Source organism: Streptomyces dysideae (assembly GCF_001514305.1).
In the GTDB taxonomy this organism is placed as follows: Bacteria; Actinomycetota; Actinomycetes; order Streptomycetales; family Streptomycetaceae; genus Streptomyces; species Streptomyces dysideae.
Window position 1 is genome coordinate 161,661 of the sequence record NZ_KQ949083.1, and the last position, 19,771, is coordinate 181,431.

Sequence of the window (19,771 nt, forward strand, 5' to 3'; positions counted from 1 at the left end):
TTGCCCGGGAGCTGCCGCGACGGGGCGCTGGTGTGCGGGCGGAGTTGTTGTGTTCTGCCGTCGTCGGGGAGTCGTCACGACGGGTCGCCGGTGGCCGGGCGGAGCCGCCGTGCCCTGCCGTCGCCCGGCGGAAGCCGCCGCAGCGCGTCGTCAGGCTCGGGAGGCGACGCCATGAGCCGTACTCACCCCAAGGGACGTAAGAAGCGGGACCTCGCCGGGGAGGCCTTCGCCGAGGGGATGAAGCTGCTGCGGGCCAATCCCGCCCTCGCCGCCGTCGAGTTCAGCGTCTGCCGGCAGGAGGGCTGCGAGCTGGCGCCCCGCGACGGGCTCGTCCGCGTCGACTCCGACGGCGATCTGCACGCCCACCCGGACCGGCTCGCCGAGCCCGCCGCCTGGGCCTGGGCCCTCGCGCACGCCGTACTGCACCTCGGGTTCGGCCATGTCCCGGCGGCGGAGGGCAAGCGGGAGCAGCCCGACCGCTTCGATCTCGCGGCCCGCTGCGTCGTCGTCAACCGCTTCCTGCTCTCCTTCCCGATCGGGCAGACCCCGGACCACCTGCCCCTGACCTACCCGGACGGTGACGAGGAACGGCTCGCCGCGCGCTGGCGGCGCGCCGGCGTCCCGGCCACGTACGAGCACTGCGGCACGGCAGGCGAGGAGCCGGACCAGCTGCTGCTGCCGTGGATGGGCTGGTACACCCGGCCCCCGGACTGGCAGCTCGCCTTCGCGACCGCGCTGACCCGGACCGTGTCCACCGCGATGGACATGGCGGGCGGCCGCCGCGACTCCATGGACGGCGAACCGGCGAAGAAGCGGCCCTGGCAGTGGGCGCTGGAGTGGTTCATCACCTCCTACCCGCTGCTCGGCGGCATCGCGGCCGGCATCAAGCTGGTCGCCGACGCCGAACTCGCCCGCGCCCACGGCATCGCCGTCGCCGCGGTGAACGCGGAGGCGGGCGAGATCTACATCAACCCGCTGCGCGACTTCGACGCCGAGGAGTGGCGGTTCATCCTGGCCCACGAGATGCTGCACGCCGCCCTGCGGCACGGCGACCGCTGCGGCGCCCGCGACCCGTACCTGTTCAACGTCGCCTGCGACTACGTCATCAACGGCTGGCTGCGCGACATGCAGGTCGGCACCATGCCCGAAGGGCTGCTGTACGACCAGCAACTGGCCGGCCTGTCCGCCGAGGAGGTCTACGACCGGATCGCCGGCGACCTGCGTCGGATGCGCCGCCTGGCCACCCTGCGCGGCAAGGGCGTCGGTGACGTCCTGGGCGGCCCGCTCGGCCCGCCGTGCGACTACGTCGACCTCGACGGCTTCTACCGCCGCGGCCTCACCCAGGGACTGGACCTGCACCAGCAGCAGGAGCGCGGGTTCCTGCCCGGCGGGCTGGTCGAGGAGATCCGCGCGCTCAGTCATCCGCCGCTGCCCTGGGACGCCCGACTCGCCCGCTGGTTCGACGAGTTCGTGCCGCGTCCGGAGCCGGTGCGGTCGTATGCCCGTCCCTCGCGCCGTCAGTCGTCGACGCCCCACATTCCCCGCGCGGGCCACTACTTCCCGCCCGAGGAGATCGCCCGCTGCACCTTCGGCGTCGTCCTGGACACCTCCGGCTCGATGGACCGGGTCCTGCTCGGCAAGGCGCTGGGTGCGATCGCCTCGTACGCCGGGGCCCGGGACGTACCGGCCGCACGGGTCGTGTTCTGCGACGCGGCCCCGCACGACGCGGGCTATGTGCCGGTGACGGACATCGCCGGGCGGGTGCGCGTGCACGGCCGCGGCGGCACCGTCCTGCAGCCGGGCATCGACCTGCTGCAGCGCGCCGACGACTTCCCGCCCGGCGCGCCCGTCCTGGTGATCACGGACGGCTGGTGCGATGTGCTGCGGGTGCGGCGCGAGCACGCGTATCTGATTCCGCAGGGCCGTCGTCTGCCGTTCACCCCGCGTGGGCCGGTCTTCCGGGTGCGATGAGCGCGAGTGTGATCGGATGGTGGCACGGACCCCACAAGCGGGACCTCACTGAAGGGATTCATCGTGGCAACCACGCGCTCCGCACACACCGTGTGGGAAGGAAACCTGTTCAAGGGCAACGGCGTCGTCTCCTTCGACTCCTCCGGCAGCATCGCCCAGCAGCCGGTGACGTGGGCATCGCGCGCCGAGGACGCGAACGGCAAGACCAGCCCCGAGGAGCTGATCGCCGCCGCCCACTCCAGCTGCTTCTCGATGGCCTTCTCGAACATCCTCGACAAGGCCGGCACCCCGCCGACCAAGCTGGTCACCTCCGCCGACGTCACCTTCCAGCCCGGCGAGGGCATCACCGGCATCCACCTGACCGTCGAGGGCACGGTGCCCGGCATCTCCGAGGACGACTTCCTCGCCGCCGCCGAGGACGCCAAGACCAACTGCCCGGTCAGCCAGGCTCTCAGGGCCACGCCGATCACCCTGTCGGCGAAGCTCGCCTGAACCGCCGTACCGTCGGCACGTCGCGCAGACCACTCCCGGGTGGCCTGCGCGACGTCGGTGCGTGGGTAAGTACAGGAACGCCGGGCCGTCTCAGGGAAATCACCCGCATACTCGCCCTGTTCAGCGTCTCTGATTGGCTTGGCGATCCCTTGGGTTGCACAGGACCGGAGCGTGGAGAACCGCCCCATGCCGCCAATCGTCTTCGTGCCCTGGTGCCGATGAGCAAGCCGCCGGCCCGCGTGACACGTCCCTCCGGACGCTGGCCGGTCAGGCCGGTACAGCCCTGACCGGGGAGGGTGCCCGACGTCGCCTGGGCGCCGGGCGTGCACGTCACGCTCTGCCACGCCCGCACTACGGATGGCTGATCCGACAGGTGAGCCTGGCCGGCCGGATCCGCCCGGAGGGCGCGGCGCCGGCCCGGCTGGCCGACACCTGCTTCGAGCGGGACCGCCTCAGGCTCGGCGACCGGCCGCTGCTCGACGTCCTCGCGGAGCGGCTCGCCCTGCCGGAACCCCTCGCGTTCGGCCCGAACGTCCACCAACTCGTGTTCCCCGGCGGGCGGTTGCTGACCGACCTGCTCTCCGACGAGGTCCGTCGGCCGGATCTTCTGAACAGCATCATCTACCGCGGCAGAATGCCCAGCGGCGCCCCGCCCCACCACACCCTCAACGCACCGCCCAACCTCAGGAACCACGGCGTCACCCTCTCCGCCCACGGCCGCGGCGTCTCCGTCCAGGCCGGCTGGGCCCCGCACGTGGAGAACGGCCTCACCCTGGTCGCCCTCGGCATGATCTCCGGCTTGGCCGTCCTGATCGCCCTGCCGCCGACCCTGCTGCCGGCCTTCTTCGGCGTGAACGGCAGCAGCGTCGACGAGCGCCGCTCCATTCTCGACCTCGGGGAGTACGGCACGGCCTACGCACTGGCCTGGCTGCCGTTCGTCGTCCTGGTCGTGATCGGATACATCATGCTCAGGCGGGTCAGCGGACGCTCCGGCTTCCGGCTCTCCCCGCCCGACGATGCACCCGCTCCGGTGCCGCACCCCGTACCCCGCCCGGGAGTTGACCGACCATGCCGACACGCCCCGCCGTCTCCGCGCACCAGGGCGGAACCGAACGCGCCGGTGCCGCCACCTGGCAGGCGTACGAGGACGCGTTGCTGTCCGGCGCGGAGTACGCCGAGTTCGACATCCGGCGCACCGCCGACGGCGTCCTCGTGGTCCACCACGACCCCCGCGCCGGTCGTACCGGGCCGCTCCTGTCCTCGATCACGTACGCCGAGCTGTGCGAGCGGGCCGGATACGCGGTGCCCGTCGTCGACGAGGTGATGGAACTGATCGCCGGAAAGCTCGAGGGGCACCTCGACCTGAAGGAGACGGGATACGAGCGTGAGGTGATCGACCGGGCGGTCGTGCTGCTCGGCGCGGACGGGTTCGTCGCCACGACTCTGGAGGACCGTTCCGTCGCCGCGATCACCCGGGCCTTCCCCGGGGTGCGTACGGCCCTGTCGCTGGGGCGCGAGCGCAGGGAGGTGGGGCCGGCGCGGCTGGCCGGGACCCGGCTGAGCGAGCTGCTCCCCATGCGGCGCGTGCGGGCCTGCGGGGCGAGCGGGGTGGCCGTGCACCAGCGGCTGGCGCGGGCCGGCGTACTGCGGGAGGCGGCGCGGCACGGGCTGTTCGCCATGGTGTGGACGGTCAACGACGACGCGCCGCTGCGCACGTTCCTGGCCGACCCGCGGGTCGACGTGCTGATCACCGACCGGCCCCGCCGTGCCCTGGCCCTGCGGGGCGTGGACCCGATGCCCTTCGCGCGTACCCCCGGCACCGGCGAGGACTGAGCGCCCGCTCAGCCTGGTCTCGCGGGGCTGCTCACCCATGGACATCCGCCGCCTGGGTACTCGCCCCATTGACAAGAGGCCACTCAAGTTTTGTGCTGGAGTTCGGGACGGCGCCCTGGCGGAAGGGGACAGCGATGGGACATGCGGTCGGGATCGATCTCGGTACGACGAACTCGGTGGTGGCCGTTCTGGAGGGCGGCGACTCCACCGTCGTCGCCAATGCGGAGGGGGCCAGGACCACACCGTCGGTCGTGGCCTTCGCCAAGAACGGCGAGGTACTCGTCGGCGAGGTCGCCAAACGGCAGGCGGTGACGAACGTCGAGCGCACCGCGCGCTCCATGAAGCGCCACATGGGCGACGCTCACTGGCGCTTCCCGGACGAGGGCTCCCTCGACGGCACCCGCTACCGGGCGCAGGAGCTGTCCGCGCGGGTCCTGCAGAAGCTCAAGCGGGACGCCGAGTCCTACCTGGGCGAGGACGTCACCGACGCGGTGATCACCGTCCCCGCCTACTTCGACGACACCCAGCGGCAGGCCACCAAGGAGGCTGGTGAGATCGCCGGCCTGAAGGTCCTGCGGATCATCAACGAGCCCACGGCGGCGGCGCTGGCGTACGGCCTCGACCGGGGCGAGGAGCAGACCGTCCTGGTCTTCGACCTCGGCGGCGGCACCTTCGACGTCTCCCTGCTGGAGATCGGCGACGGCGTCATCGAGGTCAAGGCCACCAACGGCGACACGCACCTGGGCGGCGACGACTGGGACCAGCGGGTCGTCGAGTACCTCGTCAAGAAGTTCAAGGGCCAGAACGGCATCGACCTCGGCAACGACAAGATGGCCCTGCAACGTCTGCGCGAGGGCGCCGAGAAGGCCAAGATCGAGCTGTCCAGCTCCTCGGAGACGACGATCAACCTGCCCTACATCACCGCCTCCGCCGAAGGCCCCCTCCACCTCGACGAGAAGCTCACCCGCGCCCAGTTCCAGGAGCTCACCGCCGACCTCCTCGACCGCTGCAAGACCCCCTTCCACCAGGCGGTCAAGGACGCCGGCATCAAGCTCTCCACGGTCGATCACGTCATCCTCGTCGGCGGCTCCACGCGGATGCCCGCGGTCACCGACCTGGTGAAGGAGCTCACCGGCAAGGAACCGCACAAGGGCGTCAACCCCGACGAGGTCGTCGCCGTCGGCGCCACCCTCCAGGCCGGCGTCATCCGCGGCGACGTCAAGGACGTCCTCCTGCTCGACGTCACCCCGCTGTCCCTCGGCATCGAGACCAAGGGCGGCATCATGACCAAGTTGATCGAGCGCAACACCACGATCCCGACCCGGCGTTCGGAGATCTTCACGACCGCCACCGACAACCAGCCCTCGGTCGGCATCCAGGTCTACCAGGGCGAACGCGAGATCGCCGCCTACAACAAGAAGCTCGGCGTCTTCGACCTCACCGGCCTGCCGCCCGCCCCGCGCGGAGTCCCGCAGATCGAGGTGGCCTTCGACATCGACGCCAACGGCATCATGCACGTCTCGGCGAAGGACCTGGCGACCGGCCGCGAACAGAAGATGACCGTCACCGGCGGCTCGGCGCTCCCGAAGGACGACATCGACCGCATGATGCGGGAGGCCGAGCAGTACGCCGAGGAGGACCGCACCCGCCGGGAGGCCGCCGAGACCCGCAACCAGGCCGAGCAACTCGTCTACCAGACCGAGAAGTTCGTCCGCGACAACGAGGACAAGGTCCCGGCCGACACGAAGTCCGAGGTCGAGTCCGCGGTCTCCGAGCTCAAACAGCTCCTGGAACAGAACGCCGAGACGAGTGCCCTGCGCACCGGCATCGAGAAACTCGCCACCGTCAGCCAGCGGATGGGGCAGGCGATGTACGCGGCGGCCTCCGGCGGTCAGACCGGCGAACAGGCGACGTCCGGCGAGCGGAGCACGTCCGACGAGGAGGGAGTGGTGGACGCGGAGATCGTCGACGACGAACAGGACCAGGACCGGGACACCAAGGGCGGGGCAGCCTAGACCCGCGGCGGCCCTACGGCGTGTATGCAGTCGGCAGTGTGGCGCATACGGCATCCAGGACCGCTGCGTACGGTGTACCGAAGGTGGTGAGCCGGCTGCGGAGCCGCTCCAGGCCGTCGCGGTGTTCGGTCAGCAGGTCGGTGTTGCCGGTGCGGGCCGCGAACTCCAGCACCGCGGGCAGGAAGTCGGGCAGTTCCTCGCCGGTGAACTCCAGTCCGTGCGCCCGGTAGACCTCCTTGAGGCGGGCCGGCGACCTGCCGTGCCACCGGCTCAGGTACAGGCTGTGCCGGTTGTCGCGGTCGAACACCTGGACGTAGTGCGCGGCCAGCTCCTGCGGGGGTGTGACCGCCGCGTGGTCGGTGAACCCCCGTAGCTGCGGGGCGGCTTCCCGCAGCAGTGGCAGCCGGGCGCGGAAGTCGTCGTCGGGGTAGGTCAGGCAGAGCGCGGCCGCCTGGTACAGCACCTCGAACGAGGGCATGAGGCCTCCTTCTGCTCCCGAACCTAGGGCGGGGCGGGGAAGCGCACCCGTTCACGGCGCCCGTACGGGTCAGGGGAGCGGGACCGGTGTACGGGTCGTACGGGTCAGGGCTTGACGGCGACCCCGGCGTACACGGGCACGATGCCCTCCGCCTGGGCGGCCACGTCCTCCGGCTCCGGGCGCCAGCCGTAGACCGGGATCACGCCGGGCCCCAGGAGCTCCAGGCCGTCGAAGAAGCGGGAGAACTCGGCGAGGGAGCGCGGGTAGAAGGGGGTGCCGCTGCGGCGGAAGTGCTCGGCGGCCTTCCCGATCGCCTCGGGGCTCAGGTCGGGGGTGACCTGGGACAGGATCAGGTAGCTGCCGGGGGCAAGCGTCTCGACGTACCGCTTGAGCAGGCCGTGGACGTCGTCGCCGTCCGCCGCGTCGCCCAGGTAGTGCGTGAGGGCGACCAGGGACAGGGCGACGGGCTGCCCGAAGTCCAGGGACTCGGCGGCCGCCCGCAGGATCGTGTCCGGGGCACGGACGTCCGCCTGGACGTAGTGCGTGGAGCCCTCGGCGGTGCCGTGCAGCAGGGCCTCCGCGTGCCTGAGGACGATCGGGTCGTTGTCCGCGTACACGACCTTCGCCTCGGGGGCGACCCCCTGGGCGACCTGGTGCAGGTTGGGTTCGGTGGGGATGCCCGTGCCGATGTCCAGGAACTGTCGGATCCCGGCCTCGGCGGCGGTGCGGACGGCCCGGTGCATGAACCGCCGGTTGGCGCGCGCTCCGCGCAGCACGGTGCCGTCGGCCGCGAGGATCTTCCGGGCCAGCTCCTCGTCCACCGGGTAGTTGTCCTTGCCGCCCAGCCACCAGTCGTACACCCGGGCCGGGTGCGGACGGCTGGTGTCGATACGGGTGGGCGCGGCGTCGGATCCGGTCATGCGGTGTGGTCCCCCTCGGGCTCGATGCGGTCGCGGGACAGTCGCCGTGGCGGCCGGAAAGGTTGCCGTACGTGATCAGAAGTCCGCGCGGCGCTCCCGCAGGATCTTCTTCGTGCGCTCGGCCGACGCGGCGCCCGTGGACATGTGGTCCAGCACCTCCAGATGCGCGGCGACCTCCTTGCGGGAGTCGAGATACAGCGCGCCGGTCAGGTACTCCGTGAAGACCATGTCGGGCAGCTCCGGCTCGGCGAAGCGGAAGAGCGTGAAGGGCGCGTACGTCCCCGGGTGCGGGCCGTCCTTGAACTCGGCGACCTGGAGCGTGACCCGGTCGCGCTCGGCGAACTCCAGCAGCTTGTCCAGCTGGTCCCGCATCACCTCGCCGCGGATGCTCACCGGCCGCCGCAGCACGGTCTCGTCCATGATCACCCACAGATGGGGTGGATCCGGGCGTTCCAGCAGCTGCTGCCGGGCCATCCGCAGGGACACATGCCGCTCGATCGGGTCCGGCCCGTCCTGCCCGACGGTCCCGGCCTCCAGTACGGCGCGCGCGTAGTCCTCGGTCTGCAGCAGCCCGGGCACGAAGTGCGGCTCGTAGGAGCGGACCAGCCGGGCGGCACCCTCCAGGCTCACGTACAGGCTGAACCAGTCCGGCAGCACGTCGTGGAAGCGCTGCCACCAGCCCGGCTGGTTGGCCTCCTCGGCCAGCGCGACGAACGCGGCCGTCTCGTCGTCCGGTACGCCGTACGTCTCCAGCAGCACCTGGACATACGGGATCTTCAGCGCGACGTCGGCCATTTCCATGCGCCGTACGGTCGCGGGGGCCACCCGCAGGACCTGTGCCGCTTCCTCACGTTTGAGCCCGGCCGCCTCCCGCAGCTCCTGCAGACGTTTGCCGAGCACCACCTGGCCCACGGTCGGCGCGGGCCGCCGCTCACTCACGCCACGCCTCCCCTACGCGCCGAAAGTACGTCGTGCAGTGTGTCATGTTCCGCCGCCATTCTCACCGTGTCGGCGGCGAGGCGCTCGCCACGCGCGGCCGGACGGGCGGCGGCCGCAGCTCAAGGGGCCGCATTACCTCAGGGGTAATCGACCGGGGCGCCGGTGCGCGGGGATCGTGGTGTCACCGGGTTCCGGGCCGGCGCACTCCGGTCCGGAACCCGGTTCCCAGCAAGGCAACTCGACCTCGACGGAGGGTGATTCGTCATGTCCGCCACCCAGCTCGCCCGGACGTCCGACCCGCAGACCGCGCTGCGCCGCTTCCTGGCCCTGGACGCGGTCGTGACCGGGGCGAACGGCCTCGCCTACCTCGCAGCCTCCGGGCCCCTCGGCCGCTTCCTCGGCGTCGACTCGACGCTGCTGCTCGTACTCGGCGCGTTCCTCGCGGTGTTCGCCGCGGGTGTCGGCCGGCTCGCCGCCCGTGCCCGGCCCGCCACCCTGCCTGTGCGGGCGGTCGTCGAGGCCAACCTCGCCTGGGCGGCGCTGAGTTTCGTCGCCCTCGCGGTGTGGCTGTCGCCGTCCATCGCGGGCACCGTGTGGACGGTCCTGCAGGCGCTCACCGTCGCCGGGTTCGCCGCACTGCAGTACGTGTCCCTGAAGGAGCGTCAGGAGAGCAGTGACTGAAGGTACTTGGCGGTCGCCGGGTCGGCCGGGAGGAACGTCTCGATGGCCAGCTCGGCGACGGTCACGTCCATGGGGGTGTTGAAGGTGGAGATGGAGGAGATGAAGGACAGCGTCCGGCCCTCGTGCTCGATCCGCATCGGCAGCGCGAGGTGCGGTACGGGCTCCGCAGGCCCGGCAACCGTCTCGGCCTCCGGCACCGGATACGCGGCCACCTCCTCGTACAGCTTCCGCAGCGGCTCGGAGCGGTGCAGGGCGATCTGCCGCCCCATCTGGTCCAGCAGATGCCCCCGCCACTCCCGGAGGTTGCGGATGCGCGGCGCGAGCCCCTCCGGGTGCAGCGTCAGCCGCATCGCGTTCAGTGGGGGCGCGAGGAGGTGCTCGGGGATGCCGTCGAGGAGCATCAGGATGCCCTGGTTGGCCGCGACGACGTGGTACGTCGCGTCGACCACCAGCGCCGGATACGGCTCGTACCCCTGGATGAGCCGCTCGATGCCCTCGCGCAGCGCGCCGAGCGCCGGGTCGTCCAGCGGGGTCTCCGGGTAGCGCGGGGCGTAACCGGCAGCCAGCAGCAGCGCGTTGCGCTCCCGCACCGGCACGTCCAGGTGCTCGGCCAGCCGCAGCACCATCTCCTCGCTCGGCCTCGACCGGCCGGTCTCGATGAAACTGATGTGCCGGGCGGAGGAGTCGGCTCGCAACGCCAACTCCAGCTGACTGACCCGCCGTTGCTCCCGCCAGGCCCGCAGCAGCGGGCCGACGCCCTGGCCGGCGGGGGTGGGGGAGGACGCGGTGGTGCCGGTCGCGACAGTGGTCATGCTGACGACCGTAGTCGAGAGAGTGGATGGGCGAGGTGCCCTGGCCGTGGAGGCTGGGCCCGCATCACCGCGCCGGCGGACGACCTCGCCGACGAGTGCGCGCCGAGCTGAGGCGGGCGTAATCCTCCGGCGGCCGGGAACCCTCCTGACCAGGGCCGCCGCAGCCCTCCTGTGGCAGGCTGGACAGGTACGCGACATCCAGGAAGGGAGCAGGGCCATGCCCCTCGAACCGCTGTCGCAGAAGGAGATCGAGGACCGGCTGGCGGAACTGCCGGGCTGGTCGCTGGACGGGGACCGCATCGCGCGTTCGTACCGGCTCCCCACGCACATCGCGGCCGCCGCGATGGTCGTGCACATCGCCCAGGTCCAGGACGAGCTCGACCACCACTCCGACCTCACCCTGGGCTACCACACGGTCTCCCTGACCGTGAACACGCACAGTGTGGGCGGCGCCGTGACCGAACGGGACTTCGCGCTGGCCCGCCGGGTCGAGGACCTGGCCGCGGCGCACGGGGCCCAGTGAAGCCGTGCTCGACTACGACAAGGAAGCCGGCGCCTACGACGTCCTGCGCGGCGGCGAGCCCAGGGCCGCGGCCGCCGCGCAGGCGGTGCTGGGCCTCGTACCGCCGGGTGCGCGGGATCTGCTCGACGTCGCCTGCGGCACCGGCATCGTGACCCGGCGGCTCGCGTCCGGGCGGGACGGCATGCGGGTGACCGGTGCGGACCGGGCGTACGGCATGGCGCGGATGGCCGCCGTACGCCTGCCCGGGGCGATCGTGCTGGCCGACAGCCGCAGGCTGCCGTTCCCCGACGGGACCTTCGACGCGGTGACCAGCGTGTGGCTGCTGCACCTCCTCGATCAGGCCGACGTGTGGACCGCCGTCGCCGAGTGTGCCCGGGTCCTGCGCCCCGGCGGGGTGTACGTGACGACGGTCGACAAGGCCGCCGCGCACAACGTGGGCAGCGACATCGACGCCGTCCTCGCCTCCCGCCCGCGCCGGCCCGCCCAGGACGCCGCCGCGATCGTCGAGTCGCACGCCGCCGAGCACGGCCTGGCCCCGGCCGGCCAGGCCCGTTTCCCCGGCCACGGCCAGGGCCGCAGCCCCCGCCGCACCATCGCCGACCTGCGCCGCGGCTGGTTCGTCACCCTGCCCCCGGGCGACCCGCTCGCCGACGGCTTCGCCGCCCGCCTGGCCGAACTGCCGGACCAGGACCGCCCACGCCCCGACCCGGTGTTCTCCCTGCGGGCCTTCAGGAAACCCGCGTGAAGTCCATGTACCAGTTGGTCACCCAGGTCTCGCCGCCGTCGACGGAGAGGGTTTGCTCCCAGCGGGCGGCACCCCAGCCACGAGGAGTTCACCCGCCCGGACGACTTCGACCTGGCCGCGTACTGGACGGCGTACCAGCGCGACTTCCACGACCGGCTGTACCGGGCCGAGGCGCTCGTCCGGCTGGCGCCGGTCGTCAGGCTCTACGCGGCGGCGCCCGCGGACGGACGTACGCACGAGGACGGCTGGACCCTGGCCACCGTCCCCATCGAGTCCGTCGACCACGCCCACGCCGAGTTCCTCCGCCTCGGCGCCGACATCGAGGTGCTGGAGCCCTCTGAGCTGCGCGAGAAGATCGCCCGCACGGCGGCCCAACTGGCCCGGAGATACGGCAACTTCCGCGCCCCCGGCGGCGACTGAAGAGGAACGGAACCCGTCCGTCCTCCCAGGAGGTACGTCTCGTGCAGCACCCGTACAAGCACCGCAGACGAAGGGTCGTCCTCTCCGCGCTCGGCGCCACCGCGACGCTCGTGGCCGCCGGACTCACCACGCTGACCGGCACCGGCACTGCCGAAGCCGCCACCGCCCGCCAGGTCGAGGCCCTCGACCGGGGCGTGGTCAGCGTCCACACCGGCAGCGGCAACCTGGTCAGCTGGCGCTGGCTCGGCACCGACCCCGACAACGTTTCCTTCAACGTCTACCGAGCCGGTACGAAGGTCAACTCGACCCCGGTCACCGGCTCCACCAACTACTTCCACTCCGGCGCTCCCGAACAGGCCGACTACACGGTCCGCGCGGTCGTGAACGGCACGGAGCAGGGCGACTCCGTCCACGCGATCCAGTTCCGCGCCGGCTACAAGGACGTCCCGATCTCCCCGCCCGCCGGCGGCACCACCCCCGACGGCGTGGCCTACACCTACGAGGCCAACGACGCCTCCGTCGGCGACCTCGACGGCGACGGCGCCCTCGACATCGTCCTCAAGTGGCAGCCCACCAACGCCAAGGACAACTCGCAGTCCGGCTACACCGGCAACACGATCGTCGACGGCATCAAGCTCGACGGCACCCGCCTGTGGCGCATCGACCTGGGCCGCAACATCCGCTCCGGGGCGCACTACACGCAGTTCCAGGTGTACGACTACGACGGCGACGGCAAGGCCGAGATCGCCATGAAGACCGCCGACGGCACCCGGGACGGCACCGGCGCGGTGATCGGCAGCTCGTCCGCAGACCACCGGAACTCCAGCGGATACATCCTGTCCGGCCCCGAGTTCCTGACCATGTTCAACGGTCAGACCGGCAAGGCGATGGGTACCGTCGACTATGTCCCGGCGCGTGGCACGGTCTCGTCCTGGGGCGACTCGTACGGCAACCGCGTCGACCGGTTCCTGGCGGGCACCGCCTACCTGGACGGCTCCCGACCGTCCCTGATCATGGCGCGCGGCTACTACACGCGTTCGGTCATCGCCGCCTGGGACTGGCGCAACGGCACCTTCACCCGCCGCTGGACCTTCGACACCAACTCCTCCACCAACAGCGGCAAGGGATTCGACGGCCAGGGCTCGCACAGCCTGTCCGTCGGGGACGTCGACAACGACGGCAAGGACGAGATCGTTTACGGCTCGATGGCCGTCGACGACAACGGGTACGGCCTGTGGACCACGAAGACGGGCCACGGCGACGCGCAGCACCTGGGCGACCTGGACCCGTCCCGCACGGGCCTGGAGTACTTCAAGGTGTCCGAGTCCACGTCCCAGCCCGCCGAGCTGTACATCAACCCGGCGAACGGCACGGTCAACTGGAAGCTCGCCGCCTGCTGCGACAACGGCCGTGGCGTGGCCGGCGACATCTGGGCGGGCAACGACGGCGCCGAGGTCTGGTCGGCCTCCGACTCCTCGATCCGCGACGAGGCCGGCGCCACCAAGGGCCGCGAACCGTCCTCCGTCAACTTCCTGTCCTGGTGGGACGGCGACCCGGTCCGCGAACTCCTCGACGGCACCCGCATCGACAAGTACGGCACCTCGTCCGACACCCGACTGCTGACCGGCTCCGGTGTCTCCTCCAACAACGGCACCAAGGCCACGCCTGTGCTGTCCGGCGACATCCTCGGCGACTGGCGCGAGGAGGTCATCTGGCGGACCAGCGGCAACACGGCCCTGCGGATCTACTCCACACCGTACGAGACGAACACGAAGATCACGTCCCTGCTCCACGACCCGATGTACCGCACGGGCCTCGCCTGGCAGAACACGGCCTACAACCAGCCACCGCACCCGAGCTTCTTCATCGGCAACGGGATGCCTTCGGCACCACGGCCGACGGTATACACGCCGTAGGAGACAGAGAGGGCGCGTGCCGGATGCGGCACGCGCCCTCGAGCGTCAGGCGACCGTACAGCTCTGGTCACCCACCTTGAACGACGCCGGTTTCGCGTTCGCCCCCGACCAGCTCCCCGTGAAGCCGAAGCTCACCGACGAACCTGCCGCCACGTTGGCGTTCCAGCCGACGTTCTTCGCGGTCACCGCCGTGCCCGACTGGGTGTGGTCGGCGTTCCACGCCTGTGTGATCTTCTGGCCGTCGGTGAAGGTCCAGCCGAGTGACCAGCCGCTCCAGGGACTTGAGCCGGTGTTGGACAGTTGTACGTCCGCCTGGAAGCCGCCCGACCACTGGTTGGTGACCTTGTACGTCACCGTGCAGGCGCCCGTGGGTGTCGGTGTGGGATCGGTGCCGCCGCCACCGCCGCCACCGCCTCCCGTGTCGGAGCTGTCGCCGTAGATGACGCCCCGGCCGTTCGTCGCGACGTACACGCGGCCGTAGACCCGCGGGTCACCGGTGATGGCCGCACCCGTCCAACCCCACTGGTGGGCATCGTCGTTGATGCGTGTCCAGGTCGCGCCCTTGTCCGTCGAGCGGAAGATGCCGCGTACGCCGCCGATCTTCGCGCTGGTGTAGAGAGTCTGGTACGAGGCCCCCGTCGCCGCCTTGCCGAAGCCGATGGTGTCGGCCTGCTCGACGTTCGGCAGCTTGGTGAACGTCGCGCCGGCATCCGTCGTGTGCCACAGGCCGTACGCGCCGTCCGTCGCCCCGCCCGCCAGCCACACGTCGCCCTTCGCACCGGGCAGCGCCTGGAAGCGGACGCTGTCGCCGCTCGGGAGACCCGTTGCCGCGGACGCCGTGAAGGTCGCGCCGCCGTCCGTACTCACGTAGAACTTCCCGGACTTGAAGCCGTAGAAGGTCTTCGGATCGACCCGGTCGGACTCGACGATCGCGCCGGCGGGGATACCGCTCGATGCCGACCAGGAGGCGCCGAAGCCCGTCGTGTACTGCACGGTGGTACCCGCCGGGCTCCACACGAAGCGGCTGCCGTCCGCCGCCGCCGCGACCGTACCGCCGCCGCTGACGCCCGAAGGATCCGTGCCGGCGAACCAGTTGGCGCCGTTGTCCGTCGAGAACGCGACGTGCGGGCCCGAGTCCAGGTTGCCGACCCGGACGACCGTGTTGGGGTTCGTCTCGGCGAAGTCCAGGCTGGTGGTCGAGGCGAAGTTCGGCTGGGTGTACATCATCGCCGGGACCTTGGTCAGGTCTGTGTGGCGGAAGCCGCCGATGTCACCCAGGGCGCTGAGCAGCGGGGCCCCCGACGGTGGTGACGCCAGGTCGTTGACCGCCGTCTCCTCCAGGCCCTGCACCATCGGTTTGATGGTGAACTGGCCTCCGGAATCCCAGTTGGTGAGGTTCTCCGTGCCGTAGATCGTCGCACCCGTCCCGTACATCATGCGGTTGGAGTTGAACGGGTCGATCTCCAGTGACTCGGTCATCCAGCCGAGCTTCGGCGTCTGTTCGGGTGGGGAGGGGTTCGCACCCCAGGTCAGCCACGGGGACGACGAGACGTCCATCGTGTACCGGTTCGAGCGGTTGGGATACGACGTGTAGTCCCACGCCTTCGTCCAGGTGCCGCCGCTGTCCGTGGAGCGGAAGATCTGCGTGTCCGGCCACCAGGAGCTGTAGGCCGTCGCCATCACCGTGCCCGGGTCCGAACGGTCGACGGTCAGACCGCTGAACCCGTAGTACGTGTCGGCCTCCGCGACCGGGCTGATGTCCGTCCAGGTGCCGGTCGCCGTCGCGTACCGCCACAGCCGGCCCTTGCCGCCGTCGTACGGACCACCCTTGTCGCTGTATGCAATATACAGATGGCCGTTCTCGGTATCCAGTACACCCTTGTGTGCCAGGTATCCCGTCGGCTGCCCGGCGACCCGCGACCAGGTCGCGCCCGCGTCCGTCGACCGGTACACCGCGTTGTCCTGGTCCGCGACCCCGACGTAGATCGTCCTCGTCGCGCTGCCCGACGTCCCCGTCGACTCGTCGAAGGTGACCCAGACGATGCCCTGGTTGTCACTGGCGTAGCCGCTCGTGTCGCTCGGATCCTGCACGTAGTTGCCGACGTTGGGGAAGTTCGCCACCTGCGACCAGGTCACCCCGGAGTCCGTCGACCGCCACAGGCCCTTGCCGCTCGGCGCGCCCAGATACAGCACGCTGTTCCGGTTGGGGTCGACCGCGAGCCGCTCACCCATGCCACGGCCGGGCATGTTGCCGCCCAGCTTGAACGGCAGGTCCGCCTTCTGCCAGCTGGCGCCGCGGTCGGCGGACCGCATGACCGCCCCGTTCCCCGGATCCCAGCTGTTCGTGTACGTACCGACGGCCGCGTACACCTTGTTCGGGTCGACCGAGTCCGACGCCAGGCTCACCACGCCCGTGTGCCCCCAGTCGTCCCAGCCGACCGAGTCCAGCAGCGGCGTCCAGGTCTTCGACGAATCCTGCCAGCGGTAGGCGCCGCCGATGTCGGTACGGGCGTATGCCAGGTTCTTCTCCTTGCGGTTGAAGACGATGCCGGGGACGAAACCGCCGCCGTCGATCCGGGCGTTCTTCCAGGTGTACGTGTCGGCGGTGATCGACACCTCCTTGGAGGCGTCGGCGGCCAGTGCGGGCGGGGTGCCCGCGAGCAGGCCGGCCGCGAGGGCCAGCGTGGCCGTGAGGATGCGGGTTCTTCGCACGGTGGGGGTCCTTCCTTTCCGGAGGGGAGCGCGCGAGGACCGGGCGGCCCCCAGTGCGGGAGGGGGCCACCCGGCCAGGTGGCCTCGTCGTCCGGTGACGAGGCCGCGCACGCGGAACTTTCAAGCGGTTCCGGGGAAGGAGCGGTGCCTGTAGCGCCCCTTCAGGGGCGCGGGACTGCATCGATCTGCGGCTCTGCCGCGTGGGCGCGACCAGCCACAACGGACCCGCAGTCCGAACACGGCCCAACCCGCGGAGCGCTTGGCGGGGACTATTCGAGAAGCTCCGCGTACGAACCCATGGCCAAGGCGATGTCCGCCTGAGCCCAGAACCGGTGGTACGTGAACGACGGCGCGGCACCGCCCGCCAGATACGCCTCGATCTTCGACCAGGCCGGGTCGTCCTCGTAGAACGAGCGGATCGAGTCGAAGGTCGACGACGAGTTGATCGCGTCGCCGTTCGGCATGGTCCCGGTCCAGCCGCTCGGGACGTAGATCCCGTCGTCGAACCGGTTGTAGTCGGCGCGGGTCTCCGGGACGGCGATGCCCAGGCTGTCCTGGTAGTTGTTCCACATGCCGTCGAGGAGCGCCTTCGCCGTCGTCGCGGCCGCGGTGTCCCCGGACCGGTCGGCGTAGTACGTCAGGGTCTTGGCGTACGCGGCCGCCACCCCGACATCGTTGGTGTAGTCGGCGACGGTGACGTGCAGGCCGCTGTTGGCACCCGGGTCGGCGGCGTTCCAGGTGTCGGGCTGGCCCGACCACTGGAGCGTCGACGGGATCCGGAAGGTGCCGTCCGGGTTGACCGTGGTCTCGGACAGCGCCCAGTCGACCCACTTGTCGAGGACCGCCTTCGCGGCGGCGTTCCCCGTCTGCTGGTAGTACTCGGCCACCCGCTCCATCGACCACGCCTGGAAGCCGAACCACTGGTTGGACGGCGGGTCGTGGTAGACGGGCTGCTGGTCGTAGTACATGCCGTAGAACGTCGACTTCCCGGCCGGCGGGCTCGCGTACCGGCCCGCCCAGCTGTTGGTCGCACCGCCCGCGATCGCGCCCTCGTCGGACTGCAGCCAGCGGTAGAACTCCATCTGCCGCTCAAGGGACTTGGCCCAGTCCGCCTGTCCCGTCGCCGACTTGGGCTTCAGGTCGGCGTAGCTGCTGAGCGCGTACGCGGCGAGGGGGTTCTGGTAGCCGCCGTGCGCATGGCTGGAGCCGATGCGCCAGGCCCAGCCCGCCGACGTGTCGGTGGCCCCGCCCCACGCGTAGTACCAGGACATCAGGTAGTGCGAGGCGTCCTTGCCGGTGCCGGCCGGGCAGGAGGTGGCGCCGACGCAGTTCCCGACCTTCTTGAAGTACTTGTCGTACATGGAGTACCGCAGATAGTCGCCCATCTTCGCGGCCTTGCCGACGGTCGCGGAGATCTCGCCGCCCTTGCCCTGCTCGTCGGCCCACTTGTCCGCCCAGTAGGCGGCCTGCACCGCACGCGCGTCGGCGTCCGGGGCGTTGGTGAACTTCCACTGCTTCGCGTACGACGCGTCACCGGTGAACAGGTCCAGGTACCCGTTCGTGCCGCCGTACTTGAAGGCGTCGCAGGTCGGCTGCGGCACCGTCTCCCACACCGACTCCTGCGCGCCGCGCTGGAAGGTGTTGATGTACGACGGTCCGGTGTCCGACGGGCCCGCCTCGCACTTGCCGGGCGAGTTGCCGTAGCCGTAGACGTTGTCGACGTCCTGCAGCCAGTGCATACCGTAGACATCGTCCGTACCGTATGCAGTCTTCAGTTCACCGGCTATCGGATCCGAGCCGACCGAGACCGCCGCGTCGAGCTTCGCCGGGTACTCGTTGGGGGTGTCGAGCTCGGGCGCGTACGTCGCCGGCTTCGAGGCGTTGTAGAAGGAGTTCGTCGGCTGGTCGGCGTGGGTCGGGATCATGTACTTCTCCATGATGTCCCAGGCCCCGTTGAACTTCGTCCAGTCGCCGGTCACCTTGCCGTACATCGCCTGCAGCCACAGCAGATAGCTGTACGCCTCCGACGTCGTCTCGTGGCCGTGGTCCGGCGCCTCGACGATCAGTGTCTCGACCGAGTGGTAGGGGATGCCCTCGGGTGAGAAGTAGCCGTTCGCCGGGTTGGTGATCTTGCCGTACAGCTCCAGGAAACGGCCGTCGTACGCCTTCGTCGCGGCGATCTGGGTCACCGTGACCGAGGCCTTCGCATGGCCGTTGGCCGACGACTCGAAGGTCGCCGCACCGGTGCCGGAGGAGTCGGCGGCGACGGTCACCTCCTGCGCGGTGTTCCAGTTCGACGGGGTGAAGGTGAGCGAGGCGCCACCGGTCACGGACAGACCTGAATTGCCGCCGGTGCGGGTGGTGTTGACGGTGACGTCGGAGGACGGCTGGGTCGACAGCCTCACCTCGTACGTGCCCGTCTTGCCCTGCTGGACGGCCAGTTGGGTCGCCGAGGCCACGACGGCCGGGCCCGAGGCGACCGTGATGCCGACCGGGGTCGACTCCGCGGACGCGCCCAGACTGTCGTACGCCTTCGCCAGCAGCGAGTGGTTGCCCGCGGACAGGCTGGAGACCGACAGCGTGTAGGGGGCGCTGGTGTCGGTGCCGAGCAGCGTGGTGTCGTCGTAGAACTCCACCTTGCTGATCGTCGCGTCGTCCGCGGCTGCGGCGGTCGCCGCGAGCGGGACGGCGTCGCCCTGCGTGTAGACCGCGCCCGCGGCGGGGCTGGTCAGCACGGTGATGGGCGGCTGGTGCGCGCCGACACAACTGGTGCCGTTGATCGCGAAGTCGGTGGGCGCGGCGTTCGCGCCGCTGTACGTGAACTGCGCGCCGGTCGACACGGCGGCCCCGGCGGCGATCGCCCCGTTGTACGAGGCGCTCTGTACCGTGACGGCCTGGCCGGACTGGGACCAGGTCCCGTTCCAGCCGTTGCTGAGCTTCTGGTTGCCCGCGTAGCTGTACGTCAGCGTCCAGCCGCTGATGGCGTCCGTGCCACGGTTGGTGATCGTGAGGTCAGCGGTGAAGCCGGAGCCCCAGTCATTGGTCTTGTAGTCGACGCTGCACTGAAGTGCCGCCGCCTGTGCGGTGGTTGAGCCCGTTCCCAACATGGTGAAGGGAAGGGCGAACGCCGCCACGACGGCGGTCCAGAACCGCCGCGCGACTCTGCGTCTCCTTCTGGGGTGCATGTGCTGGTTCCTCCTTGCGGCTCGGAGAAGGTGGGGGCGGAGCAGCAACAAGCCTTGAACCAGTGGGAGCGCTCCCATAGTGAGGACGAGGGTGGAAGGGGTCAAGGTGCTTGAAGAGTCGAAAAGATT

The 19,771-nt window shown here is 70.5% G+C and carries 14 protein-coding genes and 1 pseudogene; 9 read left to right on the top strand and 6 right to left on the bottom strand.

Features of this window, described 5'->3' with window-relative positions; all coding sequences use genetic code 11:
* Positions 1–171 precede the first annotated feature (171 nt).
* The 4 genes from AQJ91_RS17065 (at position 172) to dnaK (ending at position 6,311) form a co-directional block, all read left to right on the top strand.
* Positions 172–1,971: a vWA domain-containing protein gene (locus AQJ91_RS17065; protein WP_067021925.1), complete on the top strand. Its 1,800-nt coding sequence runs from the start codon at positions 172–174 to the stop codon at positions 1,969–1,971.
* A gap of 63 nt (positions 1,972–2,034) precedes the next feature.
* Positions 2,035–2,463, top strand: coding sequence for an OsmC family protein (locus AQJ91_RS17070; RefSeq protein WP_067021927.1), 429 nt, complete (start codon positions 2,035–2,037; stop codon positions 2,461–2,463).
* 1,068 nt (positions 2,464–3,531) lie between these two features.
* Positions 3,532–4,296, top strand: a complete 765-nt coding sequence (locus AQJ91_RS17080; RefSeq protein ID WP_067021930.1) for a glycerophosphodiester phosphodiesterase family protein — start codon at positions 3,532–3,534, stop codon at positions 4,294–4,296.
* A gap of 134 nt (positions 4,297–4,430) precedes the next feature.
* A complete protein-coding gene (gene dnaK, locus AQJ91_RS17085; protein ID WP_067021932.1) occupies positions 4,431–6,311 on the top strand; it encodes a molecular chaperone DnaK in 1,881 nt (626 codons plus the stop codon).
* 13 nt (positions 6,312–6,324) lie between these two features.
* Here dnaK and narJ read toward each other — a convergent pair whose 3' ends face one another.
* From narJ to AQJ91_RS17100, 3 genes are all read right to left on the bottom strand, one after another.
* Positions 6,325–6,789, bottom strand: coding sequence for a nitrate reductase molybdenum cofactor assembly chaperone (gene narJ, locus AQJ91_RS17090; protein WP_067021934.1), 465 nt, complete (start codon positions 6,787–6,789; stop codon positions 6,325–6,327).
* Positions 6,790–6,893: 104 nt separating this feature from the next.
* Positions 6,894–7,709: an SAM-dependent methyltransferase gene (locus AQJ91_RS17095; protein ID WP_067021936.1), complete on the bottom strand. Its 816-nt coding sequence runs from the start codon at positions 7,707–7,709 to the stop codon at positions 6,894–6,896.
* 75 nt (positions 7,710–7,784) lie between these two features.
* Complete coding sequence (locus tag AQJ91_RS17100; RefSeq protein ID WP_067021938.1) at positions 7,785–8,648, bottom strand: helix-turn-helix domain-containing protein; 864 nt, start codon at positions 8,646–8,648, stop codon at positions 7,785–7,787.
* Between the two features lie 264 nt (positions 8,649–8,912).
* Here AQJ91_RS17100 and AQJ91_RS17105 point away from each other — a divergent pair, with 264 nt between their 5' ends.
* Positions 8,913–9,329, top strand: a complete 417-nt coding sequence (locus tag AQJ91_RS17105) for a hypothetical protein (RefSeq protein ID WP_067021941.1) — start codon at positions 8,913–8,915, stop codon at positions 9,327–9,329.
* Here the strand turns inward: AQJ91_RS17105 and AQJ91_RS17110 are convergent.
* On the bottom strand, positions 9,311–10,141 hold the full coding sequence (locus tag AQJ91_RS17110) for a helix-turn-helix domain-containing protein (protein ID WP_067021943.1): 831 nt from the start codon (positions 10,139–10,141) through the stop codon (positions 9,311–9,313). The genes AQJ91_RS17105 and AQJ91_RS17110 overlap by 19 nt on opposite strands.
* 217 nt (positions 10,142–10,358) lie before the next feature.
* Between AQJ91_RS17110 and AQJ91_RS17115 the strand changes: the two genes are divergently transcribed.
* From AQJ91_RS17115 to AQJ91_RS17130, 4 genes and pseudogenes are all read left to right on the top strand, one after another.
* On the top strand, positions 10,359–10,664 hold the full coding sequence (locus AQJ91_RS17115) for a 4a-hydroxytetrahydrobiopterin dehydratase (protein WP_067021945.1): 306 nt from the start codon (positions 10,359–10,361) through the stop codon (positions 10,662–10,664).
* Between the two features lie 4 nt (positions 10,665–10,668).
* Positions 10,669–11,409, top strand: a complete 741-nt coding sequence (locus AQJ91_RS17120; RefSeq protein WP_067021947.1) for a class I SAM-dependent methyltransferase — start codon at positions 10,669–10,671, stop codon at positions 11,407–11,409.
* Positions 11,410–11,592: 183 nt separating this feature from the next.
* Positions 11,593–11,730: pseudogene (locus AQJ91_RS57795) on the top strand (WCX domain-containing protein); the annotation flags it as partial.
* Between the two features lie 140 nt (positions 11,731–11,870).
* Complete coding sequence (locus AQJ91_RS17130) at positions 11,871–13,745, top strand: rhamnogalacturonan lyase (protein WP_067021949.1); 1,875 nt, start codon at positions 11,871–11,873, stop codon at positions 13,743–13,745.
* A 45-nt stretch (positions 13,746–13,790) separates the two neighbouring features.
* On the opposite strand, the gene AQJ91_RS17135 is transcribed toward AQJ91_RS17130, so the two are convergent.
* Positions 13,791–16,457, bottom strand: coding sequence for a cellulose binding domain-containing protein (locus AQJ91_RS17135; protein ID WP_067021950.1), 2,667 nt, complete (start codon positions 16,455–16,457; stop codon positions 13,791–13,793).
* A gap of 269 nt (positions 16,458–16,726) precedes the next feature.
* Positions 16,727–19,642 carry a glycoside hydrolase family 48 protein gene (locus tag AQJ91_RS17140; protein WP_067021952.1) on the bottom strand — a complete coding sequence of 972 codons (2,916 nt, stop codon included), beginning with the start codon at positions 19,640–19,642 and terminating at the stop codon, positions 16,727–16,729.
* Positions 19,643–19,771 lie beyond the last annotated feature (129 nt).

What these genes read in the sequence shown, in the direction of transcription:
- AQJ91_RS17065 (WP_067021925.1), top strand. Translation starts at nt 172, where the DNA reads ATGAGCCGTACTCACCCCAAGGGACGTAAGAAGCGGGACCTCGCCGGG.
- AQJ91_RS17080 (WP_067021930.1), top strand. Translation starts at nt 3,532, where the DNA reads ATGCCGACACGCCCCGCCGTCTCCGCGCACCAGGGCGGAACCGAACGC.
- dnaK (WP_067021932.1), top strand. Translation starts at nt 4,431, where the DNA reads ATGGGACATGCGGTCGGGATCGATCTCGGTACGACGAACTCGGTGGTG.
- narJ (WP_067021934.1), bottom strand. Translation starts at nt 6,789, where the DNA reads ATGCCCTCGTTCGAGGTGCTGTACCAGGCGGCCGCGCTCTGCCTGACC.
- AQJ91_RS17095 (WP_067021936.1), bottom strand. Translation starts at nt 7,709, where the DNA reads ATGACCGGATCCGACGCCGCGCCCACCCGTATCGACACCAGCCGTCCG.
- AQJ91_RS17105 (WP_067021941.1), top strand. Translation starts at nt 8,913, where the DNA reads ATGTCCGCCACCCAGCTCGCCCGGACGTCCGACCCGCAGACCGCGCTG.
- AQJ91_RS17110 (WP_067021943.1), bottom strand. Translation starts at nt 10,141, where the DNA reads ATGACCACTGTCGCGACCGGCACCACCGCGTCCTCCCCCACCCCCGCC.
- AQJ91_RS17115 (WP_067021945.1), top strand. Translation starts at nt 10,359, where the DNA reads ATGCCCCTCGAACCGCTGTCGCAGAAGGAGATCGAGGACCGGCTGGCG.
- AQJ91_RS17140 (WP_067021952.1), bottom strand. Translation starts at nt 19,642, where the DNA reads ATGCACCCCAGAAGGAGACGCAGAGTCGCGCGGCGGTTCTGGACCGCC.